General features: G+C 74.6%; 22 protein-coding genes. 15 read left to right on the top strand and 7 right to left on the bottom strand.

Annotated features, from left to right (window positions below; genetic code table 11):
• Positions 1-830: 830 nt before the first annotated feature.
• The gene (locus ACZ6X9_RS24530) at positions 831-1,532 is read right to left on the bottom strand and encodes a hypothetical protein (protein ID WP_469780159.1); all 702 of its coding nucleotides are present in this window, start codon (positions 1,530-1,532) and stop codon (positions 831-833) included.
• Positions 1,533-2,011: 479 nt separating this feature from the next.
• Positions 2,012-2,791: a bifunctional DNA primase/polymerase gene (locus ACZ6X9_RS24525; protein WP_469780158.1), complete on the bottom strand. Its 780-nt coding sequence runs from the start codon at positions 2,789-2,791 to the stop codon at positions 2,012-2,014.
• 773 nt (positions 2,792-3,564) lie between these two features.
• Here ACZ6X9_RS24525 and ACZ6X9_RS24520 point away from each other — a divergent pair.
• Both ACZ6X9_RS24520 and ACZ6X9_RS24515 read left to right on the top strand, forming a co-directional pair.
• A complete protein-coding gene (locus tag ACZ6X9_RS24520; RefSeq protein WP_469780157.1) occupies positions 3,565-5,652 on the top strand; it encodes a PP2C family protein-serine/threonine phosphatase in 2,088 nt (695 codons plus the stop codon).
• A gap of 111 nt (positions 5,653-5,763) precedes the next feature.
• A complete protein-coding gene (locus ACZ6X9_RS24515) occupies positions 5,764-7,218 on the top strand; it encodes an aminopeptidase P family protein (RefSeq protein ID WP_469780156.1) in 1,455 nt (484 codons plus the stop codon).
• A 187-nt stretch (positions 7,219-7,405) separates the two neighbouring features.
• Here ACZ6X9_RS24515 and ACZ6X9_RS24510 read toward each other — a convergent pair whose 3' ends face one another.
• The 3 genes from ACZ6X9_RS24510 to ACZ6X9_RS24500 form a co-directional block, all read right to left on the bottom strand.
• Positions 7,406-7,834, bottom strand: a complete 429-nt coding sequence (locus ACZ6X9_RS24510; protein ID WP_469780155.1) for an RNHCP domain-containing protein — start codon at positions 7,832-7,834, stop codon at positions 7,406-7,408.
• A 25-nt stretch (positions 7,835-7,859) separates the two neighbouring features.
• The gene (locus tag ACZ6X9_RS24505; RefSeq protein WP_469780154.1) at positions 7,860-8,261 is read right to left on the bottom strand and encodes an RNHCP domain-containing protein; all 402 of its coding nucleotides are present in this window, start codon (positions 8,259-8,261) and stop codon (positions 7,860-7,862) included.
• A 434-nt stretch (positions 8,262-8,695) separates the two neighbouring features.
• Positions 8,696-9,175 carry an ATP-binding protein gene (locus ACZ6X9_RS24500; protein ID WP_469780153.1) on the bottom strand — a complete coding sequence of 160 codons (480 nt, stop codon included), beginning with the start codon at positions 9,173-9,175 and terminating at the stop codon, positions 8,696-8,698.
• 177 nt (positions 9,176-9,352) lie between these two features.
• Here ACZ6X9_RS24500 and ACZ6X9_RS24495 point away from each other — a divergent pair, with 177 nt between their 5' ends.
• The 9 genes from ACZ6X9_RS24495 to ACZ6X9_RS24455 all read left to right on the top strand — a co-directional run bounded on the left by ACZ6X9_RS24495 (position 9,353) and on the right by ACZ6X9_RS24455 (position 19,308).
• Positions 9,353-10,144 carry a hypothetical protein gene (locus tag ACZ6X9_RS24495; protein ID WP_469780152.1) on the top strand — a complete coding sequence of 264 codons (792 nt, stop codon included), beginning with the start codon at positions 9,353-9,355 and terminating at the stop codon, positions 10,142-10,144.
• Positions 10,145-10,242: 98 nt separating this feature from the next.
• Positions 10,243-10,995, top strand: a complete 753-nt coding sequence (locus ACZ6X9_RS24490) for a YcnI family copper-binding membrane protein (protein ID WP_469780151.1) — start codon at positions 10,243-10,245, stop codon at positions 10,993-10,995.
• A gap of 80 nt (positions 10,996-11,075) precedes the next feature.
• Positions 11,076-11,738 (top strand): SCO family protein, encoded by a 663-nt coding sequence (locus ACZ6X9_RS24485; RefSeq protein ID WP_469780150.1) that lies wholly within the window; start codon positions 11,076-11,078, stop codon positions 11,736-11,738.
• Positions 11,738-12,202 carry a copper chaperone PCu(A)C gene (locus tag ACZ6X9_RS24480; RefSeq protein ID WP_469780149.1) on the top strand — a complete coding sequence of 155 codons (465 nt, stop codon included), beginning with the start codon at positions 11,738-11,740 and terminating at the stop codon, positions 12,200-12,202. The genes ACZ6X9_RS24485 and ACZ6X9_RS24480 overlap by 1 nt, the downstream gene beginning before the upstream one ends.
• A 6-nt stretch (positions 12,203-12,208) precedes the next feature.
• Complete coding sequence (locus ACZ6X9_RS24475; RefSeq protein WP_469780148.1) at positions 12,209-14,098, top strand: copper resistance CopC family protein; 1,890 nt, start codon at positions 12,209-12,211, stop codon at positions 14,096-14,098.
• Positions 14,091-15,449, top strand: coding sequence for an iron uptake transporter deferrochelatase/peroxidase subunit (gene efeB / locus ACZ6X9_RS24470; protein ID WP_469780147.1), 1,359 nt, complete (start codon positions 14,091-14,093; stop codon positions 15,447-15,449). The genes ACZ6X9_RS24475 and efeB overlap by 8 nt, the downstream gene beginning before the upstream one ends.
• A gap of 191 nt (positions 15,450-15,640) precedes the next feature.
• Positions 15,641-16,588: a prephenate dehydratase gene (pheA, locus tag ACZ6X9_RS24465; RefSeq protein ID WP_469780357.1), complete on the top strand. Its 948-nt coding sequence runs from the start codon at positions 15,641-15,643 to the stop codon at positions 16,586-16,588.
• Between the two features lie 633 nt (positions 16,589-17,221).
• Entirely contained in the window at positions 17,222-18,499 is a 1,278-nt protein-coding gene (gene serS / locus ACZ6X9_RS24460; RefSeq protein WP_469780146.1) for a serine--tRNA ligase, read from the top strand.
• Positions 18,496-19,308, top strand: coding sequence for an HAD family hydrolase (locus ACZ6X9_RS24455; RefSeq protein WP_469780145.1), 813 nt, complete (start codon positions 18,496-18,498; stop codon positions 19,306-19,308). Before serS ends, ACZ6X9_RS24455 begins: the two co-directional genes overlap by 4 nt.
• A 122-nt stretch (positions 19,309-19,430) precedes the next feature.
• On the opposite strand, the gene ACZ6X9_RS24450 is transcribed toward ACZ6X9_RS24455, so the two are convergent.
• Positions 19,431-20,174 carry a rhomboid-like protein gene (locus ACZ6X9_RS24450; protein ID WP_469780144.1) on the bottom strand — a complete coding sequence of 248 codons (744 nt, stop codon included), beginning with the start codon at positions 20,172-20,174 and terminating at the stop codon, positions 19,431-19,433.
• A gap of 177 nt (positions 20,175-20,351) precedes the next feature.
• Between ACZ6X9_RS24450 and ACZ6X9_RS24445 the strand changes: the two genes are divergently transcribed.
• Both ACZ6X9_RS24445 and ACZ6X9_RS24440 read left to right on the top strand, forming a co-directional pair.
• Positions 20,352-20,705, top strand: a complete 354-nt coding sequence (locus ACZ6X9_RS24445) for a DUF6247 family protein (protein ID WP_469780143.1) — start codon at positions 20,352-20,354, stop codon at positions 20,703-20,705.
• A gap of 77 nt (positions 20,706-20,782) precedes the next feature.
• Complete coding sequence (locus ACZ6X9_RS24440; protein WP_469780142.1) at positions 20,783-20,974, top strand: hypothetical protein; 192 nt, start codon at positions 20,783-20,785, stop codon at positions 20,972-20,974.
• A 104-nt stretch (positions 20,975-21,078) separates the two neighbouring features.
• Here ACZ6X9_RS24440 and ACZ6X9_RS24435 read toward each other — a convergent pair whose 3' ends face one another.
• Positions 21,079-22,611, bottom strand: a complete 1,533-nt coding sequence (locus ACZ6X9_RS24435; protein WP_469780141.1) for an MFS transporter — start codon at positions 22,609-22,611, stop codon at positions 21,079-21,081.
• A 317-nt stretch (positions 22,612-22,928) separates the two neighbouring features.
• Between ACZ6X9_RS24435 and ACZ6X9_RS24430 the strand changes: the two genes are divergently transcribed.
• Both ACZ6X9_RS24430 and ACZ6X9_RS24425 read left to right on the top strand, forming a co-directional pair.
• A complete protein-coding gene (locus ACZ6X9_RS24430) occupies positions 22,929-23,501 on the top strand; it encodes an NADPH-dependent FMN reductase (RefSeq protein WP_469780140.1) in 573 nt (190 codons plus the stop codon).
• Between the two features lie 153 nt (positions 23,502-23,654).
• On the top strand, positions 23,655-26,381 hold the full coding sequence (locus tag ACZ6X9_RS24425; protein ID WP_469780139.1) for a helix-turn-helix transcriptional regulator: 2,727 nt from the start codon (positions 23,655-23,657) through the stop codon (positions 26,379-26,381).
• Positions 26,382-26,454 lie beyond the last annotated feature (73 nt).

Here is a 26,454-nt window from a genome sequence, read left to right as displayed (position 1 = left end):
CGGCCTCCGGGACTCACCCGCATCCGGCCGGCCCTCCGCGCTTCCCGCGCTGGGCGCCGCCCGCCCCCCTTCCGCTCCCCACCCCCACGCGGGGCACCCGAATGCCGCCCGCCCTCCCTCCCTCCGGGCCCGGCGGCGCGGCCGTCCGGGTGTCGGGTCCGGTCCGGGGGGCACCGGTGCGCGTCTCTCCCGTGCTTCTTCCGTGCTTCTTCCGGGCTTCTCCGTGCTTCTCCGTGCTTCTTCCGTGCCCGGCGGGCGGGCGCTCGGCCGCAGGCGGCCTCCGTCTTCCCGTCCGCATCCCTCCGGACCCCGGCGACCCGGAGGGGTGGGGCCGGGAGACCGGTGGCCGGTGTGGTGGTCGGCGGGGCCGGGGGCTCGTGCCTCGGTCGGCGGTGGAAGGCTTGGTTCCGGGCTTCGGAGGGCGCCACTCGCGTGACTCCTGTCACAACTCCCGCTGTCAGACCGGAAATCGGCGTCCGGAAATCCACGATCGAATTTGCGAACCGCCGATCTCTTGTTACCGTTCTAGGAGCCCGGTCGCTGGTGCATCCCCCGTCGCCAGCGATCGGGCGCTTCCATGCCCGGATACCGGCGGCCGCAGCCGTGGATCATCGGGCGTCTCCGGGAGCCGAGCCCCAGGGATCCCCCGAGGAAGCCCCTCAGGCCGCCCCGCCGCCCCTCTCCGAGCGCCGCAGGCCGAGGCCACGACGTTTCTCCTGCGCGCGGGCGACAGCCGGCCACGACGCCTCCCCCGCGCCCCGGGCGAGCGGCCGGACGCGGCCGTGGCAACGCCGGCGCCCGCCGGAAGTGGGCGTTCCGCAGGTCTCGCGTCAATCCTCGCCGGGCTCCGCCGAGTTGCCGCCGGAGCGGAGGAGCAGCTTCCCATCGGCCGAGGCGATCTCCGCGACCGCCGCATATGCGCCATGTCCGCGCACGGTCCGCCGGTGGGGGGTCTCACAGGCGTCCGGGGAGTCCGTGGCGGGCATCGGACAGCGCGTCTGGAGCGACCCGCCGTCGGGCGCCATCAACGTCAGCACGCCGGTGACCGGGGCGTCGGTGCCGTTCCGGTAGTACGTCCGCGCCCAGGTCTCCGCGCCCTCGGTCAGGACGCACGTCTGGGCCTCCAGGCCCTCGGGAGTGGCGAGTTCGGGACCGCAGCGGGTCACGGCGGGGGACGGCTCGTCGGCCACCGGTGGCCGCGCGGGGAGCGACGAGGCGCCCGGGCGCGTCCGCCCGCCCCCTCCCAGGGCGCCGGCCGCCGCCGTGAGGGCGTCCGCGGCGCCCTCGTCCGTCACCTTGCCGGCCGGGGCCATGGGCGTCCCGGCTGCCGCCGGGCGGGGCCCGGCCGGTTTCCGGTCCGTTCCGGCCTTCGGCCGGCCCGCCGGGGTCGCGGGGCCCGCCGTCGCCGCCGCGAGCGGCAGGACGACGGCGAGCACCACAGCGGCCGCGAGCGCGACCATCCTGAGATTCGCTGCACGTTGCTGGGACACGCCGGGCTGGGACACGCCGGGCACACCGGACGCACGCTCCATGGGACCACCTGCGACTCGCCGCGGACACTGGACGCGGGACGGATTTCGAGCGCGTCCCGCCGGACCGGCGCGGCCTCACCGGCGTCCGGTCGGAACCCGCCGGCGACGACCGGCGTTCGACCGGCACCGCTTCCGACGCAGGCCCGGTCCCCGAACATAGCGGTCGTCACCCCCGGCACCCCGCCGTTCACCACCCGAATCCCGCAGTTCTCGGCGCGGCTTGCACCCGTACGAGTGAGAGCGCGTGCGTCTCCCGTCCGTACGCGCTCCACGGGCGAGCCGCGCCCGAGGTGTGCGGGACCTCTCGTGGTCCCCGATCACGGCTTCCGATCACGGCTACCGTCCGGCTTCCGACGGAGAGGTTCATTCCGTCGTCCGCAGTCGTTCCGCAGTCGTTTCGCCGTCGTTCCACGGCCGTTCGTCGTCGTTCCGCGGCCGTTTCGCAGTCGGCAGTCGGCAGTGGTCCGGCTGCCGGCCGCTCAGTACGCCAGCCGGCTGCCGCCGCCGGGCGACCCGGTGGCCGCGCTCTGCTCGACCAGGACGTCCACGACCGAGGCCACGTCCGGCAGCCACGGCCGCGCCCCCGCCGCCGCACCAGTGGCGACGCCGCCCCCGTTGCCCCCCGCGGCACCGGCGGCCCTCGCGAACGGCCGGGCCGTGCGGTCGCGCCCGGAGGACGCGCCGACCGGCTGCGGCGCCCGCTCCCAGCGGGCCCGGCCGGGGCCCGTGGTGGACGGGGGGAGGACGACGTAGCCGCCGTCGCCGTGGAAGCGGAGCGAACCGGGCACCCACTCCTGGTTGTGCAGCAGTTCGCCGAGGACCTCCAGCGAGTAGGGCGCCACCAGGAGCGTCCACCGCGTCGGTGTGGCCACCACCGGGCCGAGGCGCACGCCCGCGCGGTCGAAGGCCGCCAGCGCGCGCGCCCCGGCGATCGCCGGGAGGCTTACGGCACTCGCCGCGCGCCCTCCGGTGGCGAGCACGACCGGCGCTTCCGGACGGTTGGTCCACCACCAGCGGATCATCCGCGCGTCCGTGGTGGCCGCCAGCAGCCCGGGGTCGAAGGGATGTGCGCCCGGAACCGCGCAGTCCGGGTGGGAGCAGCCGCACTCGCGCACGCGGCCGATGCCGGGCCGGAGGCCCACACCGGGGAGTACGGGCCACTGCCACTCCGTGGCGTAGGTCAGGGCCGCGGTGACCACCGCGGACCGGCCGGGCCGCCGGAGCGAGAGCTTGCGTCGCCTTCCGAGGATCTCGCGCATGAGCGCTCGTTCCTTTCCGTGAACGCCGAAGGTGGGCCCCGGTCGGAGACCAGGGCCGTCAGGGCACTGCATTCGTTGCTTCGGGGCACTGCATTCGTTGCAGGTGCAGCACTGCGTGTCGCATTACATGGCACTACGGGCGCCGCTTCGCGCGGCACTCGACGCGCCGCCGCGCATCATCGTCGGCGCACCACATGGATCACAGGTCACTGCGCGTACAACGCAGCGCATCACGCCTGGGGCCGAGCGTGAAACATGGCGGAGGGTGGCGCACGCATGGCGCTTGGTGCTGGGGCCGGTACGCCCCTCGCCCACGGCATGGGTTCCCCCATGCCACTCGGGGACGGGCACGGCCGTTGCCGGGTAAGACGCCCGGGCGTTCCGCCGGGTTCCGGGGCGCCCCCAACTCCCCCTGCCCTTCCTCAAGTACGTACCCACCGCGGTGGCGGTGACGCGCTGTCGAGCACGGCCAGTCGACCGCAATTCGGCGAGCACAGCACTATTTTCCGGCCAACTTCAAAACCCCTCAGACACCATCATTCCCACTGGTCCAATGCTGGACATCGCCTTACCGGGGCGTGTACATGTGGAGTCACCGATAGCGCGCACCACGACAGGGGGTTTGCGGTGCTATTCCATGGAACGCGCAGGCCGACGGGCTGGTCGAAGCCGGTCGCCGGAGCTCTGCGGACGCCCTCGGGGGCGGACCCCGAGGCCGTCTCCGCACGGGTCCGGCGGAGCAGACGGCCATGAGCGCCCCCCACCTTCCGAAAGTGGCCGGAATCGATCCGCCGCTCCCCGCCCCGGCCGTGGCTTCTGCTTCCGCCGCGGGCCCCGCCACCGCGGGCCCCTCCTCCCTCGCCGCCACCGCGGACCCGTCCGATCCCACGGATCTCCCGGGCACCGGAGCCACGAGCGCCACGGATGCCACGGATGCCACCGGAACCTCCGGCGCCTCCCGCGGCCCCCGGAATCCCGATGCCCTCGTCCAGGACCGGCTCGCCAACTGTGTCTCGGACCTCACCACACTCCAGGAACTCACCGAACGCCTCACCCGCATCACGGATCTGGACGACGCGCTGCGCGAACTCCTGCGCGCCGGCGCCACTCTCCTGGGCGCCGGCCGCGGCCTGGTCACCCTCCACCCGGTCGACGACTCCGGGCGCACCGCGACCGCCACCCTCGGGCTCGGCCGCGCCGATCTCGGCCACCTGGAGACCATTCCGCACGTCCCGACGGATTCCGGGGCGTGGACGGGCTCCCAGGCGCCGACGGATTCCCGGGCGCGGAACGACTCTTCTTGGACGCGGAACGACTCTTCCCGGGAGCGGGACGGCTCGCAGCCGCGGAACCAGCGCCAGTCCCGGAACGACCGCCGAGCCGGGAACGCCTCTCAGATCCCGCAGGCCGATCAGACCCCGCAGGTCGATCAGCCCCCCAGGTCCCCTCAGGACCTCCGGAACCGTCGGGACCCTCAAGCCCCCCAGTCTCCCCAAGCACCGCAGGTTTCGCCGACCTCCCGGACCTCCCAAACCTCCCGGACCTCGCACGAAGCCCCGCCTCCTCCCGCACCCTCCGCTCACCCGTCGCCCCCCGCGCCTGCCCCCTCCGGTACGTCCCATCCGTACGTCCACCTTCTCGAGGGACTGCCGCCCGTCGGCTCCCGTTCCGGCACCGCCCGCCCCGACATCCCGGGCGAGAAGGACCTCGACCCCCGGCATCGCGAGGTCGCGGCCCGGCTCGGCTACGCCGCCAGTTACGCCGTGCCGCTGGACGCCGCCGCCCCACCCCGCTCCGCGCCGCCCACCGTCGTCCCTCCCCCCGTCGTCCCGCCGGACCTCCCTCCGCCGGAAGGCACCCCATCGGGCCCCATCCCGTCCGCCGTCACCGCCACCACCCCCGGCACCGGCACTGGCACCGGCTCCACCGATCCGGCTGACCACCGGATCGGCGCCGCCGTCTGGCTCTACGACGAACCGGCCGAACCCACCGAACGCCAGCGACGGCTGGCCGCCCGCTACTGCGCCCACGCGGCCGGGCACCTGGCCCGACTGCTGGAGCTCGCCCGGGCCAGGACCGCCCTGGCCGCCCTGCACGACGAGCTGCTCCCGGGCCGGCTGCCGCGCGTCGCCGGCATCCGGCTCGCCGTACGGCACCGCACCGGCCCGCGCGGCGGCGGCGACTGGTACGACGCGCTCCCCCTCCCCGAGGGCGCGCTCGGCCTCGCCGTCGGCGGCATCACCGGATCGGGTCCTTCCGCCGTCGCGGCGACCGGCCGGCTGCGCGCGTCCCTGCGGGCGTACGCCGTGATGGAGGGCGAGGATCCGGTCGCCGTCCTCTCCGACCTGGAACTGCTGCTGCGGCTGACCGAACCCGCCCGGTCCGCCACGGCCCTCTTCGCCTACTGCGACCCCGGCAGCCGCAAGGTCGTCGTCGCCGCGGCCGGCCACTGCTCGCCGCTGATCATCGGCGACCACCGCACCGAGTACGTGGAGACCTCGCTCTCGGCGCCGCTGGGCATGCTGGCCTGCTGGGAGGCGCCCAGCGTCGAGATCGAACCGGCGCCGGGGGAAACGCTCCTGCTCTACAGCGACGGGCTGCTGCACCGGACCGGCGACGCGATGGACCGGGCCTTCGCCCGGCTGCACGCGGCGGCGGCGAGCGTGCCCCGGGCGGCGCGGCGGGACCCGGAGGCGGTGGCCGACCACATCCTCCGCACGGTCCTGCCGGACGACGCCGCGCGGACCGGCGGGCCCGGCCGCACCGGGGACCTCGAGGCCGGCGGAACGGCCGCGTCCGACGGTTACGACGCGCACCGCTCCGGCGAGGACGTCGTCCTCCTGGTGGCGCATTTCGAGTGATACGTCCGGATTCGCCCGGTGGCGAATCCGGACAGGTGCTCCTCATCCGGCCTCTGCCGGTGCCGTTCGGCCCACCTACGATGGGGGACGGCCCCGTTCGAGGAGGAAAGCATGACCGAGCAGCCCGCGCCCGAGAATCCCGAAGGCGACGAGCCGATCAAGCAGCGGAAGAACGGCCTCTACCCGGCCGTCTCCGACGAGCTCGCCGAGAACATGAAGAGCGGCTGGGCCGACACCGAGCTGCGCGACCTGGAGCCGATACCCCAGGCCCAGGAGACCGCGCGGCGCCGCGCCGAGCTCTCGGCCCGTTTCCCGGGCGAGCGCCTGGTGATCCCCGCGGGGAACCTCAAGACCCGCTCCAACGACACCGAGTACGCCTTCCGCGCCTCGACCGAGTACGCGTACCTCACCGGCGACCAGACGCAGGACGGCGTCCTGGTCCTGGAGCCGGCGGCGGACGGCCACGACGCCACGCTGTACCTGCTGCCGCGTTCCGACCGCGAGAACGGCGAGTTCTGGCTCGACGGCATGGGCGAGCTCTGGGTGGGCCGCCGGAACAGCCTCTCCGAGGCCGAGCGGCTCTACGGCCTGCCGTGCGCCGACGTCCGCGAGCTGCCCGCCGCCCTCGCCACGGCCACCGGCCCGGTCCGCGCCGTCCGCGGCCACGACGCCGGCATCGAGGCCGCGCTGACCGACAAGGTCACCGCCGAGCGCGACGAGGAACTGCGGATCTTCATCAGCGAGCAGCGGCTCGTGAAGGACGCCTTCGAGGTCGCCGAGCTCCAGAAGGCCGTCGACTCCACCGTCCGGGGCTTCGAGGACGTCGTGAAGGTCCTCGACAAGGCCGAGGCCACCTCGGAGCGCTACATCGAGGGGACGTTCTTCCTCCGCGCCCGGGTCGAGGGCAACGACATCGGCTACGGCTCCATCTGCGCCGCCGGCCCGCACGCCACCACCCTGCACTGGGTGCGCAACGACGGCCCGGTCCGCGCCGGCGAGCTGCTGCTCCTGGACGCGGGCGTGGAGACCCACACCCTCTACACCGCCGACGTCACCCGGACGCTGCCCATCAACGGCACGTACACCGAGCTCCAGCGCACGATCTACGACGCCGTGTACGAGGCGCAGGAGGCCGGCATCGCCGCGGTGAAGCCGGGCGCCAAGTTCCGCGACTTCCACGACGCCGCCCAGCGCGTCCTCGCCGAGAAGCTCGTCGAGTGGGGCCTCGTCGAGGGCCCGGTCGAGCGCGTCCTGGAGCTCGGCCTCCAGCGCCGCTGGACCCTGCACGGCACCGGCCACATGCTCGGCATGGACGTCCACGACTGCGCGGTCGCCCGTACCGAGGCGTACGTGGACGGCGTCCTGGAGCCGGGCATGGTGCTGACGGTCGAGCCGGGTCTGTACTTCCAGGCCGACGACCTGACGGTGCCCGAGGAGTACCGCGGCATCGGCGTCCGCATCGAGGACGACATCCTCGTCACCGAGGACGGCAACCGGAACCTCTCCGCCGGCCTGCCCCGGACGTCCTCCGACGTCGAGGCGTGGATGGCGCGGCTCAAGGGCTGAGCCGGCCCCGGAACGACCGGCGGCGGCGCGGCCCGACGGAGAGCCCGGCAGGGACTCCCCTCGGCCCGCGCCGCCGCCGTGTGACACAGAGCCGTGGCACCGGGCCGCGGCACAGGGCCGTGACACAGGGCCGTGGCACACGATCGCGGCACACGGTCGCGGCACGGACCCGCGTCACGACGTCACCTCACAGCGCCAGGAGCGCTCCGCTCGCCTCCGTCCCGACGTCCCGGAGCGGGCGGAGCGCGAGGCGCATCAGGGCGAGGGCGTTGTCGTCCCCGGCGATGCGGTTGGCGCTCAGTTCGCCGCAGGAGCGGCACTCGTGGATGATCAGCCACTCGCCGTCCGGGCGGACGGACAGGCTCAGCGCCTCCATCCGGCCCCGGCAGGCCGAGGCCCGGTCGCCCGGCACGCGGCCGTCGACGTGCAGGCTGGCCAGGCAGTGCGGACAGTGGTTGCGGTGTGCCGTGCCGGGTGCCGTCATGGGCACGGCGAGCCGGCAGCCCACGCACCGGAAGTCGGCCGCCCGGTGGCCGCCCTGTTCGTGCGGGACGTCCTTGCGGCGCTGCGGGCGGCGCGAACGTCCGTCGTCGCGCGGGTTCTTGCGTCGCGGCATGGTCGTCTCCTCTCTCCCGCGCCGGTCAGAGGTCCCCGAAGGCCTCGAGGGGGAACGGGGGTTGGGCGAGGGGCCGGACCGCCATCCGCATCAGGATCAGCCGGTTGTCGTCCGTGCGGACGGGGGTGGAGGTGAGCTCGTCACAGCGCACGCAGCGGTGGACGACCATCCAGTCGCCGGTGCGCAGCACGGCGATGGAGATGGGCGTCATCCGGCCGAGGCACTCCGAGGGGCCGCCCTCGACGTGGTCGACGAGGTGGCGGGAGTGCAGGCAGGACGGGCAGTGGTCGCGCCGGCGCCCGTCGGCCGCGAGGGCGGAGACCGTCAGGCCGCAGTGGACGCAGGTGAAGGTGTCGGTCCGGCCGAAGCCGCCGGTGGTACGGGCAGGGGTGGATCCGCTCTGGCGAGCGTGGTGGTGGGTGGACACCCGGGTTCTCCTCGCTGGGAAGGTCTCACTGTCAGCAGGAGCAGGCCGAGCGGTCCTCGGGACGGGCCGCGGGTCGCGTCAGGGCTCGACGGTGGCGAGCCGGTGCGGGCGGCCGGGCACCGGGGGACGTCCGGGCGTCGCGCCGGGGGCGCGGCGGGACGGACGGGTCACGCGGTGCGGCGAGGCGCGCTCGGCGCGGGCCGGGTCGTCATACACACCTCTTCGGGGAACGCGGGGACGCGGGCCTTTGGCTCGGGGGCCCGGTGGGGACGGCCGGAACGTAACAGCGGTCGTCCCGCCGCCGCCAGTGAATTTCCGGGCCGCGCGGGGGCGGTGCGGGGCACGGCCCGGCCGGCGGCGGGGAGGCGCCCCGGTCCCTCGCCCGGGCCGCCACGCGCCGGAGCGCTCGGCTCCGGTGACCGGCCCCGGGCTCGTCAGGACGCCTTCAGCAGCGCGTCCTCCCGCCATTTGAGGATCTTGTCGAAGGTGACGACCGCCCCCTGCCGCCCCGGGCGGTTGCGGACGTGGACGTGGTCGGTGAGGGACTCGATGAGGAACAGGCCGCGGCCGTGCTCGTCGTGGGCGGGGGCGGGGCTCCGCGCTTCGGTGCGGTGCGGGGGGCGGCGGCGGTCCTCGACGGCCGGGGGGCTCGCGGCGGCGGTGAAGCCGGGGCCCGAGTCGGTGACCTCGATGCGGCAGGTGTCGCCGTCGATGCGGGCCGTCACCCGGTAGCCGGTGGAGGCGTCACCGCCGTGCTCGACGGCGTTGGCACACGCCTCGCTGAGGGCCACCGCCAGGTCGTAGGCGGTCTCCGGGTCGACCCCGGCCGTCTCCATCGCGCCGACCAGCAGCCGTCGGGCGAGCGGAACGCTCGCAGCCTCGCGCCGCAAATGGAGTGACCACCAGATGCTCATGCTCAGCCTCCTGGCTGCGGCTCGACATACCGATACCTATAGCCGTGCGCGACAGGTGGTAAGCCTGCCGGGCGTGTGAGTCCGCTCATTCGGCGGATGCGACGGGACGGCGCATTGGGGTATGCGGTGGACCCTGCCGGAGGGAGGGCGTGCGTCCGGTGGGATGATGGCGCGGCCATGCCTCACCCCGTCGCGCGCGCCGGCGCCGATCTGCGACTGCTCCGGGCCGCGGTGTTCACCGCGGTCTGCGTTCTGCTGTCCGCGGCCGGGCACGCGCTGGCAGCCTGCGCGCCGGTTCCGGTGTGGACGCTGGCGGCGGGCTTCGCGGTGGTGTTCGCGCTCGTCGCGCCGCTGGCCGGGCGGGAGCGCTCGCTGCCGGGGATCGCGGCCTGTCTGGCCGTGGGCCAGGTGGCGCTGCACGCCCTGTTCGCCCTGGGCCAGCGCGGCCCGGGGGCGGCACCGCGTACCGGACACGACGGGCCCCTGGTGTCCTTCGCCGGCCGACTGCTGTGCAACCGGCGGCCCCCGGCCTCCCCGGCCGAGGCGCGCCGGATCCTCACCGATGCCGGGCTGGGCCCCGGCGACGCCCCCCGGGCGGCTTCGGACGTCCACGGCGGCGACGGCCCGTGGAGCGCGGTCGCGCACGTCCTGGCGCCCTCGCCCGCCATGCTGCTCGGTCATCTGCTGGCGGCCCTGGCCGTCGGCTGGCTGCTGTGGCGCGGCGAGGCGGCGCTGTGGCGGGTGGTGCGGCTGTCGGAGCGGCCCGCGCGCGCCGTCGTGGAGGCCGCGCTGGTGCGTGCGCTGCGCGCGGCGGCGGGGCTCGTCCGCGCCCTCCTGGCCGGTGTCCCGGGGGAGCCGGCCGTGGCCGCGCGCCGGACGGGCGGGGACGAGGAGCGGCCGGCGCGTGAGCCGGAGCTCCAGCACGTCGTGATCAGGCGGGGACCGCCGCGGGTCGCCCTCGCGGCCTGAGCACGCGTCGCACTCCGCGCCACGGCGGGAGGGCGGGCGCGTGGTGGCCGCACGCGTGCCACCCCATCCGCCTCCTCCTGCACAGGGAGTGTTTCCGCATGACCGTTCACACCACGCCCACCGCCGTCCGCACCCGTCTCGGCCGCGTGGCCGTCGTCGGCACCGCCGCCGCGGCCGGGGTGCTGCTCCTCGCCGGGCCCGCCTCGGCGCACGTCAGCGTCCAGCCCGGGACCGCCCAGAAGGGCGGCTACAGCACGATCTCGATCAAGGTGCCGAACGAGAAGGACAACGCCTCGACGGTCAAGGTCGAGCTGGCCCTCGATCCCCGGCACCCACTCGTCTCCGTGATGCCACAGGCGGTGCCGGGCTGGGACGTGAAGGTCGAGAAGACCAAGCTGGACAAGCCGGTGACGATGCACGGCAAGTCGATCGACGAGGCCGTCAGCAAGGTCGTCTGGACCGGCGGCAAGATCGAGCCCGGCAACTTCCAGCAGTTCCCGCTGTCGGTCGGGAAGCTCCCCACCGACGCCGACGAGCTGGTGTTCAAGGCCCTCCAGACCTACTCCGACGACGACGTGGTGCGCTGGATCGACCCGTCGAAGCCGGGCGGTGACGAGCCCGAGCACCCCGCCCCCGTCCTGAAGCTGGTGGACAAGCCGGACGCGGAGGGCAAGAACGCCGGGAACGGCAAGGAGACCCCGGCCGCGGCCTCGGCCGCCTCCTCGGGCAAGGACGACGACGGCAACTCCACCGACACGACCGCGCGCGTCCTCGGCGTCGTCGGCATCGTCGTGGGCGTGGCGGGTGCCGCCTTCGGCGTGTTCGCCGGACGCCGCCGCACGGCGGCCTGACGCACGGAACGGCCAGGGCCGGCGCCGCACCGGGCGGCAGCCGGCCCCCATCCCCGAACCCACATCTGGAGAAGCACTCCATGCGCATGCGTACCAAGACCGCGAGCACGGTGCTGGCCCTCGTCGCCGCGCTCACCCTGTCGGCCTGCGGCGGTTCCGACGACAAGGCGGAGGACAAGCCGATCGCCGACGTGTCCGGCGGCGAGCCGAAGAAGTCGCCGCTCACGCTGGACGACGCCAAGGCCAAGCCGGACCTGGTCCTGAAGGACACCTCCGAGAAGAAGTACGAGCTGGTCAAGGAGACCGCGGGCCGGCCCGTGCTGCTCTACTTCGGCTACACCTACTGCCCCGACGTCTGCTCCACGGTGGTCTCCGACATGGCCGCCGCCGCGAAGAAGCTGCCGCAGGCCGAGCGCGGGAAGCTGCGCATCGTCTTCGTCACCACCGACCCCGAGCGGGACACCCCGGCCCGGATGCGGAAGTGGCTGGACGCCCAGGGCGGCCAGGACATCGTCGGCCTGACCGGCTCGTTCGACACCATCCAGGCGGCGGCCAAGCCGCTCGGCATCCTGGTCGACCCGCCCAAGAAGGAGAAGGACGGCTCGGTCACCGTCAGCCACGGCGCGCAGGTCGTCGGGTTCTCCCCCAAGGACGACAAGGGCCACTGGCTCTACACGGCCGAGAGCACCGCCGACCAGTACGCCAAGAGCCTCCCGAAGATCGTCAAGGGGGAGAACCCCTGATGCGCAAGACGACCGTCGCCGCGGCGGCGGCCCTCCCCCTGCTGCTGGCGGGCGGGCTGCTGCTGGTCACCGGCTGCGACTCGGGCTCCTCCGACAAGCCCGAACTGTCCGTCGGCGGCGCCTACATGCCCCGCCCGGCCATGGACGACATGGCCGCGGCGTACTTCACCGTCAGGAACGACGGCGGCAAGGCCGACCAGCTCACCAAGGTCACCACGCCGCTCTCCCGCGACGTCACCCTGCACACCACCAACGGCTCGCGGATGCAGCACACCGAGAAGCTGGACGTGCCGGCGAAGGGCAGCCTGTCCCTCGCGCACGGCGGCAGCCACCTGATGCTGGGCAGGCTCGACCACCTGCCGAAGGTGGGCGAGAAGATCGAGTTCACGCTGCACTTCGCCACGTCGGCGCCGGTGAAGGTCCAGGTGCCGGTCCGGGACGCGTCGTACCGGCCGAAGGACTGACGCGGCATGAGCACCACCCCGACCGTCCGCCGGCTCGCCGGGCTGCTGGGCGCGCTCGCCGCCGCCCTGCTCTGCCTGCTGACCACCGGCGCCGGCCCCGCGTCGGCGCACGCGGCGCTCACCGCCACCGACCCCCGCCAGGGCTCGGTGGTGCCGGTGGCGCCCCGGCAGGTCCGGCTCACCTTCTCCGAGGGCGTGCTGCTCGGCGCCGATTCGGTGCGGGTGCTGGACCCCCGGGGCGCCCGCGTGGACGACGGGCGGCCCGCGCACGCCGACGGCCGGTCCGAGACGGCGGCCGTCACCCTGCGGGACGGGATCGCGAACGGCACCTACACGGTGGCCTGGCAGGCGGTCTCCGCCGACAGCCACCCGGTGGCCGGGGCCTTCACCTTCTCCGTCGGCGCGCCCTCGGCGACCACGGTGAAGGCGGCGGTCGCGGCGACGGACCCGGTGGTCGGGGCGCTCTACGACACCGCCCGGTACGCCGCGTACGCGGGCTTCGCACTGCTCGTCGGCGGATGTGTGTTCGCCGCCGCCTGTCACACCACCCGCGGGGTGCGGCGGGTGGCGGTCGGCGGCTGGGCGGCGCTGTTCCTGGCGACGGCGGCCCTTCTGCTGCTGCGCGGCGCGTACACGAGCGGGCGGGGGTTCGGGTCCGTCCTCGACCTGTCGCTGCTCGGGGACGCGCTGTCCAGCCGGCCGGGCGCGGCCCTGCTCACCCGGCTGCTGCTGCTCAGCGCGGCGGCGGTCGCCCTGGCCGTGGTCTTCGGCGAGCACGCCCGGCCCGGCGGCGGGCGGCGGGCGTACGCCTGGGGGCTGGGCGCCGGCGGTGGCCTGGTGGCCGCGGGGCTGGCGGCGACCTGGGCGGCGGCCGAGCACGCCTCGGCCGGCCTCCAGCCCTGGGTGGCCATGCCCGTCGACGTACTGCACCTGCTGGGCGTCGGGGTGTGGCTGGGCGGACTCGCCGCGCTGCTCGCCGCGTTGCGGGCGGCGGAGCCGCTGCCCGCGGGCGCGGCGCGCCGGTTCTCCCGACTGGCCTTCACGGCCGTCTGCGTGCTCGTCGCGACCGGTGTCTACCAGGCGTGGCGGCAGGTCGGCGGCTGGGGCGCGCTGACCGGTACGGAGTACGGGCGGTGGCTGCTGGTCAAGGTGGGGCTGGTGGTGGTGCTGGTCGTCCTGGCGTCGTTCTCGCAGCGCTGGACGGCACGGCTCACCGACCGGGCTCCGGTGCGCGGACCCCGGCGGAAGGCGGCGCCGGAATCCCGGCGGAAGGAAGAGCCGGAACCGGCACCGCCCGCCGGCGCCTCGCCCGAGCGGGCGGCCCAACTGGCCCGGCAGCGGGCCGCGATGGCCAAGGCGGCCAGGCGGCGGGAGCGGGACGCGGACGAGGACCGGACCGGTCTGCGCCGCGCGGTGCTCGCCGAGGCGGCCGTGGCCGTGGTGCTGCTCGCCGTCACCACCGTCCTCACCACCACCCAGCCGGGCCGTGCCGAGACCGAGCAGAAGCGGGCGGGCCGGGAGGCCGGCGGCCCGTCGGCGTCCGCCGCCGGACCGGTCGAGGCGAAGATCGCGTACGACACCGGGGGGAAGAACGGCCGCGGCACCGCGCGGATCACCGTCGCCCCCGGGCGCTCCGGCGCCAACACCGCCGACCTCACCCTCACGGACCCCGCCGGCCGGCCGGTGGACGTCCCCGAGGCGGCGGTCTCGTTCACCGAGAAGGAGAAGGGCATCGGCCCGCTGCGGGCGCCGCTGAAGCGGCTGGCGGCCGGGCGGATGCGCGCCTCCGGATTCACGCTGCCCATGGCGGGTCGGTGGCAGCTCACCCTGACCGTACGGACCTCCGAGATCGACCAGGTCACCGAGATCGAAGACGTGAAGATCACTGATGGCTGAGACTTCCGGCAAAACCAAGCAGCAACGGGCCGAGCAGCAACGGGCCGAGCGGCAGCGCGCCGCGAAACAGCGCAGCACGCCGCGGCGGCCCGCGGAGAAGACGACCGGGGAGGAGGGGGGAAGCGGCGGACTGTCCCGGCGGCGGCTGCTCGGCACGGCCGGCGCGGTGGGCGCCGGCGGGCTCGTCGTCGGCGGCCTGGGCGGGGCCTCGGTCGCGGAGGCGGTCCGCAAGGACCCCGAGCCGCTGTCCGGCGTCGGCTCGGCGGCCGTCCCCTTCCACGGCGAGCACCAGGCCGGCATCGCCGACCCCGCGCAGGCCCACGGCCACCTGGTGGCCTTCGACCTGGCGCCCGGCGCGGACCGCAAGGCCGCCGCCGCCCTGCTGAGACGTTGGTCGGCCACGGCCGCGGAACTGGCGGAGGGCCGGGTGCCGAAGGGCGACGACACCGGCGTCGCGCTGGACGCCGGCCCGTCCTCGCTCACCGTCACCTTCGGATTCGGCCGCACCTTCTTCGACCGGACGGGCCTGACGGACCGGCGGCCCGCCGCCCTCGCACCGCTGCCCGCCTTCACCCAGGACGCCCTCGACCCCAAGCGCGGCGAGGGTGACCTGTGGGTGCAGATCGGCGCCGACGACGCGCTCGTCGCCTTCCACGCGCTGCGGCTGCTCCGCAGGCAGGGCGGCGACACCGTCCGGCCGCGCTGGCAGATGACCGGCTTCAACCGGACCCCGGGCGCCACCCCGCGCCCGATGACCCAGCGCAACCTGATGGGCCAGGTCGACGGCACCAACAACCCCAGACCGACGGACCCCGGCTTCGAGGAGAAGATCTTCGTACCGCGTGACCACAAGGGGCCCGACGCCTGGATGGCGGGCGGCTCGTACGCCGTGGTGCGCCGCATCCGGATGCTGCTGGACAGTTGGGACAACCTGTCGCCCGAGCGCCAGGAGCGGGTGATAGGGCGTCGCAAGTCGGACGGCGCGCCGCTGTCCGGCGGCACGGAGACGACACCCGTGGACCTGGAGAAGATCGGCCCGGACGGCGCGCTGGCCATCGCGGGCGACGCCCACATCCGCGTCGCCGCGCCCGCCTCCAACCGGGGCGCGACGATGCTGCGCCGCGCCTTCTCCTACGACGACGGCCTCCGGGACGACGGCGCCCCGGACGCCGGGCTGCTGTTCGTCGCCTGGCAGGCGGACCCGATGAAGGGGTTCGTGCCGGTGCAGCGGAAGCTGGACCGGGGGGACGGGCTGTCGCGCTTCCTGCGGCACGAGGCGAGCGGGCTGTTCGCGGTGCCGGGCGGCTGCGCGGAGGGCGAGTACGTGGGGCAGCGGTTGCTGGAGGGGTAGGCGGTGGCGGGTGAGGCCGGTGGTGGGCCAGATGCCTGGTGGGCGGGACGCCTGATGGGCGACGTGCCTGGTGGGTGACGTGCCTGGTGGGTGACGTGCCTGGTGGGGCGGGGGTGCCGTCCGTCCCGCTCGGTATCGTGACGGGGGAGCCCGCTCCCCCCGCAGCGGACCGTCCGGAGGAGTATCGCGTGATGTCGGCCAGCCGCTACACCTACCTCGGTCCCGAAGGCACCTTCACCGAGGCCGCGTTGCGCACCCTCCCGGAGGCGGCGACGCGCGAGCTCGTGCCCAAGGTCTCCGTTCCGGCGGCGCTGGACGCCGTGCGGGGCGGTGAGGCGGCGGCGGCCCTGGTGCCCATCGAGAACTCGGTGGAGGGCGGCGTCACCGCGACCCTGGACGAACTGGCCACCGGCGCACCGCTGATGATCTACCGCGAGGTGCTGCTGCGGATCGCGTTCGCCCTGCTCGTGCGCCCGGGTACGCGACTGGCCGACATCCGGACGGTGACCGGGCACCCGGTCGCCCAGCCGCAGGTGCGCAAGTGGCTGGCGGCCCATCTGCCGGACGCGCGGTGGGAGTCGGCGGCCTCCAACGCGGACGGAGCGCGGCTGGTGCGCGACGGCCGCTACGACGCGGCGTTCGCCGGGGAGTTCGCCGCCGCGACGTACGGACTGGAGCCGCTGGTCACCGACATCCACGACGCGCGCAACGCGGAGACGCGGTTCGTGCTGGCGGGCCGGCCGGCCCGGCCCGCGGCCCGGACGGGCGCCGACCGGACGTCGATGGTGGTGTGGCTGCGGGACGACCACCCGGGCGCGCTGATGGAGCTGTTGCAGGAGTTCTCGGCCCGCGGCGTCAACCTGACGTGGATCGAGTCGCGCCCGACGGGCGAGGGCATGGGGCGGTACTGCTTCTCCATCGACTGCGAGGGCCACATCACCGACCGGCGGGTGGCCGAGACGCTGATGGGGCTGAAGCGGGTCTGTCCGAACGTGCGGTTCCTCGGTTCGTATCCGCGGGCGGGCGTGGGCGGCGAGCCGGGCGGGCCCGCGGGGGCGGACCCCCGGCCGGGGACGTCGGACACGGATTACGTGGCGGCGGCGGAGTGGCTGGCGCGCTGCCAGGACGGGCGGGCCTGACCGCCGTCCTGCACAGAGGTCTCGGGCGATCATCCACAGAGTTATCCACAGGCCGCCCCACTCCTGGGGATAAGTCGACAGAGCGAGGTGCGTCCGGATGCCGCGAATCGGTCAACGTCGACAAATCTCTCTAGCCATCCACCGGATCGTCCACAGCCCCGGCCGCCGGGTTGTGGCATCGTCCACCACCCGGTGGTCAGCCGAAAGCTCTCGAACAACCCTTAAGGGCGGGAAATCTCCACCCGAAAGAGTGTCGGAACAAGGTTTATCCGTCAGAAAGCAGCCAAAGCATGGCTGATATCGAAAACAGCCGTGACGAGCCGGGCTCGACGTCCACAGATTGCACGCACACCCTGTGGACAACAAAGCGGAAGCACTTGCTCCTGTGGACAACTCCGGCGGGCGCCCACCGCAGACGGGACGGGCCGACGGATGCCGGGAGCACCTCCCGCCGCCCTCCGCCCTTCTCCTCGTTTCACGTGAATCGCGGAATTCACCGCGCTCCCCGCCCGGGCTTTCCCGTCTTTTCCGGCCAAGCCGGGAAAGCCATGAAAACCCCTCGGAACGGGGCAAAACCCACCGAAGAGGAATATCGCGTCGAGTGATCGCGACGGTCAACGGTAGCCTGGGGGGGTGATTGACCTTCGCCTGCTTCGTGAGGACCCCGACCGTGTGCGCGCCTCCCAGCGCGCCCGTGGAGAGGACGTCGACGTCGTCGACGCGCTGCTCTCCGCCGACGAGCGGCGCAGGTCGTCCGGCGTCCGCTTCGACGAACTCCGCGCCGAGCAGAAGGCGCTCGGCAAGCTGATCCCCAAGGCCACCGGCGACGAGAAGGCCGAGCTGCTGAAGAAGGCCGGCGAGCTGTCCGCCGCCGTCAAGGCCGCCGACGCCGAGCAGGACGAGGCCGCGGCCGAGGCCCAGCGCCTCCTGCTGCGCATCGGCAACCTCGTCCACCCCGACGTCCCGCGCGGCGGCGAGGACGACTTCGTCGTCCTGGAGACCGTCGGCACCCCCCGCGACTTCGCCGCCGAGGGCTTCGAGCCCAAGGACCACCTGGAGCTCGGCCAGGCGCTCGGCGCGATCGACGTCGAGCGCGGCGCCAAGGTGTCCGGCTCGCGCTTCTACTACCTGACGGGCGTCGGCGCGCTGCTGGAGCTCGCCCTCGTCAACGCCGCCATCGCGCAGGCCACCGCGGCCGGCTTCACCCCGATGCTCACCCCCGCGCTGGTCAAGCCGCGCGCCATGGAGGGCACCGGCTTCCTCGGCCAGGCCGCGCAGGACGTCTACCACCTGGACAAGGACGAGCTCTACCTCGTCGGCACGTCCGAGGTGCCGCTCGCCGCGTACCACATGGACGAGATCATCGACGCCGCGCAACTGCCGCTGCGGTACGCCGGTTTCTCGCCCTGCTTCCGCCGCGAGGCCGGCACGTACGGCAAGGACACCCGGGGCATCTTCCGCGTCCACCAGTTCGACAAGGTCGAGATGTTCTCGTACGTCGCGCCGGAGGAGGCCGAGGCGGAGCACGCCCGGCTGCTCGAGTGGGAGAAGCAGTGGCTGACCAGCCTGGAGCTGCCGTTCCAGGTGATCGACACGGCCACCGGTGACCTCGGCGCCTCCGCCTCGCGCAAGTTCGACTGCGAGGCGTGGATCCCCACCCAGGGCAAGTACCGCGAGCTGACCTCGACCTCCAACTGCGACGAGTTCCAGGCCCGCCGGCTGTCCGTGCGGATGCGCGACGGCAAGAACGTCCGCCCGCTCGCCACGCTGAACGGCACGCTCTGCGCGGTGCCCCGCACGATCGTCGCGCTGCTGGAGAACCACCAGCAGGCCGACGGCACGGTCCGGGTGCCCGAGGCGCTCCGGCCGTACCTGGGCGGACGCGAGGTCCTGGAGCCGATCGCCCAGTGACGTCCGCGCCCCCGCCTCCCTACCGTCTCGTCGCCACCGACCTCGACGGCACGCTGCTGCGGTCCGACGAGACCGTCTCCGAGCGCACCCGCGCCGCCCTCGCCCTCGCGGCGGCGGCCGGGGCCGCGCACATCGTGGTCACCGGCCGGCCGGTCGCGTGGACGAAGCACATACTCGACGCGCTGGACTACCGGGGCCTCGCGGTGTGCGGGCAGGGCGCACAGGTCTACCACGCGGGCGAGCACCGGCTGCTGACGTCCGTGACGCTGGACCGGCGGGTGGCCGCGCTCGCCGTGGAGAAGATCGAGGCGGAGACCGGCCCGCTGCACCTCGCCGCGTCCCGGGACGGACTCGACGGCGACCTGCTGGTCACCGCCGGCTACCGGCTCCAGGAAGGGCCCCGGCCGCCCCTCCCGGTCACCGACCGGGCGGAGCTCTGGGCCGAACCCCTGAACAAGCTCTACCTCCAGCACGCGCGGCTCGGCGACGACGCCCTCGCGGAGGCCGCCCGGGCCGCCGCGGGCGGGCTCGTGGACGTCACGATGGCCGGCGAGGGGATCGTCGAGCTGCTGCCGCTCGGGCTGAGCAAGGCCACCGGGCTGTCGCTGGCCGCGCGGCGGCTCGGGGTGAAGGCGGCCGAGACGATCGCCTTCGGTGACATGCCGAACGACGTGCCGATGTTCGGGTGGGCGGGGTACGGGGTGGCCATGGCCAACGCGCATCCCGAGTTGAAGGATGTCGCCGACGAGGTGACGGCGGGGAACGACGCGGACGGCATCGCCGTCGTCGTCGAGCGGCTCTTCGGCTGAGCGACGGGGGCGCCCGCGGCGGGCTGTGCCACCGGTCCCTCCCAGAGGGGGCACCCCCACCTTCGCCGCTTCCCGGGGGCTTCGCCCCCGGACCCCCTTTTCCGCGGCTTCGCCGCTCGTCCTCAGACGCCGGACGGGCCGGACCGGCCGGTCCGGCCTAACCCCGAGCCGTCCCACGTCGGCCGCCCCCGGACCAGCGGGCCGCAGGCCAAGCCGACGGCCGCCGCGATGGCGTGCCCGACATCGGTGAACGTGCCGCCGGTCACCAGCGGCGTCCCGAAGAAGAGGACGAGAGCCACCAGCCACCCCCACCGCCAGGGCCGCGGAATCCGGTAGCCGAGCAGCGCCGCCGCCGCGGCCAGCCCGTACGAGACCCCGACGTCCACCACGTGCCGCATCGCGCGCGGCGCCGCATGATGCTCGATGGCGACGAGCAGCACCTCCTGGCTGATCAGGGTGGCCGCGATGTGCGCGACGCCGACGGTGACCAGCCACCGCCAGGTGCCGGACCAACGCTCCACGTTGGCGTGGAACAGCTCGAAGAAGACGACGTAGAGCAGGAACGACGAGGGCGTCTCGATCCAGAAACCGCTGATGAGCAGGGACTGGAGCGGGTGTTTGTTCAGCTCGTGGATGTTGCTGCTGGTGCGATGGAGGAGAAAGGTCTCCAGCCCCTCGCTGGCCGCCGCGATGACGAGGCTGGTGACGCCGATGACGAGCAGGTAGATGTGGGTGCCGGGAGCGCTGCGAACCCAGGAGCGGACGAGGTCCCGGGCCCGGACGGTCTCCCGGCCGCACCGGCGCACCCGGACCGGAAACGCCGGGCGCCGGCCGCCCCCGGGTGCCTCGGGACCGTCCTGTTCCATCATTCGACGGTAATCGAGAGGGTGCGGACCGGACAGCGGACGGCCGCGGGCGCCACGGGACGGGCCGGGTGGTCGCGGGCGCTGAATCGCTTCCCCCTCACTCGATCGAGCGGCGGGAAACGCGCTCGTGCCCGATACGCTGAGGCTGGGATCAGAATCGCGCCCATGGGAGCAACCATGACCACCTCCGCCGCCGGGCAACCGCTCATCCCCCAGCCTCCTGCCACGGTTACCGCGCTGCGGCAGGCCATCAGCCAGATCGCGCCCGCCGCGCTGCCGGCTTTCACCAGAGAACTGGACCAGGCCGCCGACCAGTCCCGGCAAGGCTCCGATTTGGCGCCGCTCCAACGGTTCATCGCCCAGTGGGCGGTCTACGTCTATGTTCAGCGCCAGCCCGACTTGGCAGCGGACTTCCGCCGATGGGAGGACACCGCGCAGTCGGGCGATGCCGCCCAGGTGCGGGCGGCTGCCTCCGAGATCGGAAGGATTCTGGACGAAGCCCACGCAGCCATCGGCCTGTCGCCCCGGTGAGCGGAGACTGGCGCTGGGAGTACGACCCCGACTACGACCATGTCGCGGGTGGAGTCCCGGCACACGTGGTGGCGGAGGTGGAACGTCTGGCCGGCCAGCTCGTCGATCTCGCCGGGGCGGGCATCGACGTCAGCGATCTCGGCAATGGCCCTCGCCCCGGCGGTCTCCGCCGGATGGACGCCGTCGGCGGTTGGTTTTACTTCCTCGTGGCACCACGTGATCCATTGATCGTCATCGTCCGCATCGTGCCCCCATTCGGCGCGCTTTAGCGGGGCAACCGGGGCGGGACCTTCAGCGTGGCAACAAGCCCGCGGGCCCGGGAGGCGAATGCCTTCCCGGGCCCGTCGCGGAGTCGGCCGGCCGGCCGGCGTGCTCAGCGCGCGGAGGCCAGGGCCGCCGGGGTCTCGGCGGCCTCCGCCGTCGGCGTCACCGGCCGGGACGTGGCGCGCGGGGCGCGCAGCAGGGTGATCACCGTGATGCAGAGGAGAGCGGTGAGGCCGGCGATGCCCCAGAGGACCGAGTGCCAGACCTCGGTGTACTGCCGGGCGAGGTGGGCGTGGTCGGGGCCGGTGAGGTGGCCGGAGGCGACCTTGGCGGCGAGGCCGGCGGAGCCGAGGCGGCTCTGGAGAAGGCTGAGCATCACCGCGCCGAGGGCGGCGATCATCATGGCCTGGCCGCCGCCGCGGACGGTGTTGAGGAAGCCCGCCGCCGTGCCGGAGCGCTCGGGGTCGACGAGGCTCATGGCCTGGCCGTCGATGATGCCGTTGGCCAGTCCGGTGCCGATGCCGATCGTCAGCAGGGGGCCGGCCAGGGGGGCGATGCCGCCGTCCGGGGCGAGGACGGTCAGCCAGGCGTTGCCCGCGGCGACCAGCCCGATCGCGACGGCGATCACGAGGCGGGCGGGTACGCCCCGGTTGATCAACTGCCCGCTGACCAGCGGCGCGACGAGCACGGGGGCGGTCAGCAGCAGCATCGTCGTCCCGGCCTCGCCCGCCGAGACGCCGTTCACGCCCTGGAAGTAGGTGGGCAGGTAGGTGAGGGTGCCGGCGAAGCCGACGGCGCCGGTCAGTCCGGCGAGCGTCCAGGCCAGGTAGCGGCGGTCGCGGACCAGGGACAGGTCGAGGACGGGGTGGGCCGAGCGGCGCTGGAGGACCGCGAAGAGGACGAGCAGGAGTGCGCCGGTGCCGAAGGCGGCCAGGACGAGCGGGTGTGACCAGCCGTTCTGCGGGCCCTGGGTGACGCCCGTCATCACCAGGGCGAGGGCGGCGATGAACGTCACGGCGCCGGGCACGTCCAGGCGCGGCCGGACGGCCGCCCGTGACTCGGCGACGAGGAAGGTGCCGGCCAGCAGCACCGCGCCCACCGCGGCGAAGACCAGGAACCCGGCGCGCCAGCCGAGGCCGCCGACCAGCGCCCCGGAGATCGTCGGCCCGGCGGCCAGGCCGATGCCGCCGGTGGTGCCGAGGGCGGCGTACGCCTTGGTGCGGGCGGGTCCGGAGAAGGTGGTGGCCAGCAGCGCGCCGCCGCTCGCCATGACCCCGGCGGCGCCGAGGCCGGCGAGGGCCCGGGCCGCGTCCAGCACCAGGACGTCCGTGGCCGTCGCGCTCAGCAGCAGGCCGGCGGTGAAGAGGGCCGCTCCGGACCGGTAGACGCGGCGGCGGCCGAAGAGGTCGGCGAGTGCGCCGGTGACCAGCATGAAGCTGGACGCCGTCAGGAAGTACCCGGTGACCGCCCACTGGAGGCCCGCGCCCGAGGCGCCGAGGTCCTCGCCGATGTCCGGCAGCGCGACCGTGGTGCCGGACATCGACATGGCCAGGGTGAGCATTCCGAGCAGGACCAGGCCGAGGGTGACGGCCGGGCGGCGGGAGCGGGAATCGGAGCGGGGTTTGGGGGCGGTGTCGTCCATGGCACCGACGCTAGGTTCGCGGGCCGTCCCGCCACATCTGCCGGGCGACCGGGATCGGCGCCCCGGTCACCCGGTCACCGTGACCTGGTCATCCGACAGATGTGGGGGCGGGGGCCCGGCCCGTAGCGTCCTCGTTGTCAGCCGGCCGGGCCGGAACGCTCCGGACGCCCACCGCGTCCGGGGCGGCCGGACCGGTCGTGCCGGAGGGGAGCGGCCGTCCCCATGACACCCCCGAGGGGGCGGCCGCGCTCCGGGCGTCCTGCCCGCCGGCCCCCGGCCCACTCCCGTAACCCACCCCCACGTAAGGAAGCGTCACCATGGACACCGCTCCCCTCCGCGTCGCCGTCATCGTCGGTTCCACCCGTGAGGGCCGGTTCGGCCCGACCGTGGCCGACTGGTTCGTTCGCGAGGCCCGCGCCCACTCCGGGCTGGACGTCGATGTGATCGACCTGGCGGAGGCCGGTCTTCCGAACACCCTGTCCGGCGAGCCCACCGCCGAGGTCGCCGCGGTGAGCCCGCGGCTGGCCGCCGCCGACGCGTTCGTGGTGATCACGCCCGAGTACAACCACTCGTACCCCGCTTCCCTCAAGGCCGCGATCGACTGGCACTTCCCGCAGTGGCAGGCCAAGCCCGTCGCGTTCGTCTCCTACGGCGGGGTGAGCGGTGGTCTGCGCGCCGTGGAGCACCTGCGGCAGGTCTTCGCGGAGCTGCACGCCGTCACCGTCCGGGACACGGTGAGCTTCCACATGGCCTGGGAGCGCTTCGGTGAGGACGGCGAGCCGCTGGACGCCGATGTGGTGAACGGCGCGGCCAAGCGCATGCTCGACCAGCTCGTCTGGTGGGGCCGCGCCCTGCGGCAGGCACGGGCCGAGGTGCCCTACGGCGCCTGACCGCCGCGAGCGCGGGCCCGACGGCCGTCCTCCGCGAGCCCGGTACCCGTCCTTCGCGGGTCCGACAGTCGTCCCGCACCGGCCCGACGCCCGCCCGCGTCACCTTGTCGCCCGCCCGTGTCAAGCGGCTGACCGGCCATTACTGTGACCGTCATGCTGCATGGACGCTCCGCTGAACTCGACGCCCTCGACCGGCTCCTCGCCGACGCCCGCCAGGGGCGCAGCGGTGCCCTGCTGCTCCGCGGCGAGGCCGGCATCGGCAAGTCCGTGCTGCTCGACCACGCGGCGCGCGCCGCGGGGGAGGCCGGTATGCGGGTGCTGCGCGGCACCGGCATCGAGGCCGAAGGCGAACTTCCGTACGCCGGGCTGCATTTGATGCTCGCCGGGGTGCTCGACCGGCTCGACCGGCTGCCCGGCGCGCAGGCGGAGGCGCTGCGCTCGGCCCTCGGGCTGGCCTCCGGGGGCGCCGACGGCGACCGCTTCCTCGTCGGACTGGCGGTGCTCACCCTCCTCGACGGTCTGGCGGAGGAGCAGCCGCTGTTGTGTCTCGTCGACGACGCACACTGGCTCGACCGGGAGTCGGCGGACGCCCTGCTGTTCGCCGTCCGCCGCCTGGGCGTCGAGCCGATCGCGGTGGTACTGGCCGTCCGCGAGGGCAACGCCCCCGACTTCCCGGCCCCCGGCGTACCGGAGCTCCGGCTGTCCGGACTGGACGCGCCGGCCGCCGACGCCCTGCTGGACGAGCACGCCGCCGGCCTGTCCCGGCACGCCCGCGAGCTCATCCTGAAGGAAGCCGCGGGCAACCCGCTGGCACTGTGCGAACTCCCCGGCGCACAGCGGGACGAGGAACGGTACGCCTCGCCGTACGGCATGGCCGTCCTCCCCCCGCACAGCAGGCTGCTGCGGGCGTTCACCTCGGCCGTCGGGGCGCTGCCCGAGCCCACCCGGGCGCTGCTCCTCGTCGCCGCCGCGGCGGGCACGGCCGACCTCGCGACCGTGCTCGGCGCGGCGGAGCGCTTCGGCGCCTCCCTGGAGGACCTCGAACCGGCCGAACGGGCCCGGCTGCTGGCCCTCGCCGACGGGCGGCTCGCCTTCCGGCACCCGCTGGTACGGACCGCCGTCTACCAGGACGCGCCCGCGAGCCGCCGGCTCGCCGCGCACCGGGCGCTGGCCGACGCGCTCGCCGACCGCCCCGACCAGGCGGACCAGCGGGCCTGGCACCTCGCCGCCGCCGGCACCGGGCCCGACCCGGAGACCGCCCGGTTGCTGGTGGAGAGCGCCGAACGCTCCCGCGCGCGCGGCAGTTCGCACGCCGTCGCCGCCGCGTACGAGCGGGCGGCCGAGCTCACCCCGGACCCCGCCGGGCGGTGCCGCCGGCTGACGGCCGCGGCGCGGGCCGCGACGGACGCCGGCCGGCCGGCCCACGCCGAGGAACTGGCGGGCCGGGCCGCCGCCCTGGCGGACGGTCCGGACGCGGTGGCCGCCGCCGTACGGGCCCAGGCCGAGGCCGTGGACGAACAGGGCCGGTCCCGGGACGCGTACGCCCTGCTCGCCGGGGTCGTCCCGGACCTCGTCGGACCCGCCCCCGAGCTCGTCGGACCGCTGCTCTTCCAGGCCGCGCAGGCCGCCTGGCACGCCGCCGACCAGGCCGCCCTCGACCGCACCGCCGAGCAGGCCGCCGAGCTGGCCCTGCCCGAGGCCGGGCGGATCGCCGCGCTCGCCCGGCTCGCCGCCGGACAGCACCGCTGCGGCCCCGGCGACCCGGACGCCGGGGCCGACGCCGTCCGCGAACTCATCGGCGCCGACGGGGACTCGGCGGCGGACGTACGGGAAGCGGTGCGTCTCGGTTGGTGGCACCTGTTCGCGGGCGACCTGCCGGCCGCGCGGGACGTGGCCGTCGCGCTGGAGCGGCGGTGCCGGGAGAGCGGCGCCATCGGCACCCTGGCCCTGGTCCAGATGCTGCTCGCCCGGACGCAACTGCTGCTGGGCCTGCACCGCGAGGCGCTGGCCACCGCCACCGAGGGGATACGCGTCGCCGAGGACACCGGGCACGCGCGGGCCCGGATCCACCTGGCCACCGTCCTCGCCCAGCTCGCCGCCGCCCGGGGCGACGAGGACGGCGTCCGCGCGCTGACCGCCGAGGCGCTCGCCCTCGGCGTCGCCCCCGGCACGGTGCACGCCGCCTGCGCCCTCGCCCTGCTCGACCTGGGCCTCGGGCGCACCGAGGCGGCGTTCGACCGGCTCACCGCCGTCGCCGGGGGCACGGACCGGCAGGGGGTCATCGGCAGCCTGCCCGACCTCGTCGAGGCCGCGGCCCGGCTGGACCGGCCGGAGGGCGGCGGGCCCGCCCTGGCCTGGTACGAGCGGCACGCCGCCGCCTACCCGCGGCCCTGGACGGAGGCGCTCGCCGAGCGCTGCCGGGCGCTGCTCGCCCCCGACCCGGCCGTCGCCGGGGAGCGCTTCGCCCACGCCCTGCGGTTGCACCGCGAGGGCGGCTCCGGCTTCGAGCGCGCCCGTACCGAGCTGCTCTACGGCGAGCACCTGCGCCGGCGGCGGCAGACGTCCGAGGCGCGGCCCCTCCTGCGGTCCGCCGTCGACACCTTCGACCGACTGGGAGCGGTCCCCTGGGCCGAGCGGGCGCGCGCGGAGCTGCGCGCCACCGGGGAGAGCCTGCGGGTGCCGGCGGCGGCTCCCGGGCTGCTCGACCGGCTGACGCCGCAGGAGTCGCAGGTGGCGCGGTTGGCGGCGCAGGGGTTGAGCAATCGGGACATCGGGGCCCGGCTGTTCATCAGTCCGCGGACGGCGGGGTATCACTTGTCGAACGTCTACCCGAAGCTGGGGATCAGTTCGCGGACGGAGCTGGCGCGGCTGGGGTTGTGAGGCGAGGGCGCCCGGGGGGTGCCCCGGGCCCTCCCCTTCGCCGTTTCCCGGGAGCGAGCCCCCAGCCCCCCGT

The sequence above is a fragment of the Streptomyces sp. NPDC052910 genome (assembly GCF_055585605.1).
This window is presented reverse-complemented; position numbering and strand designations above follow the sequence as displayed.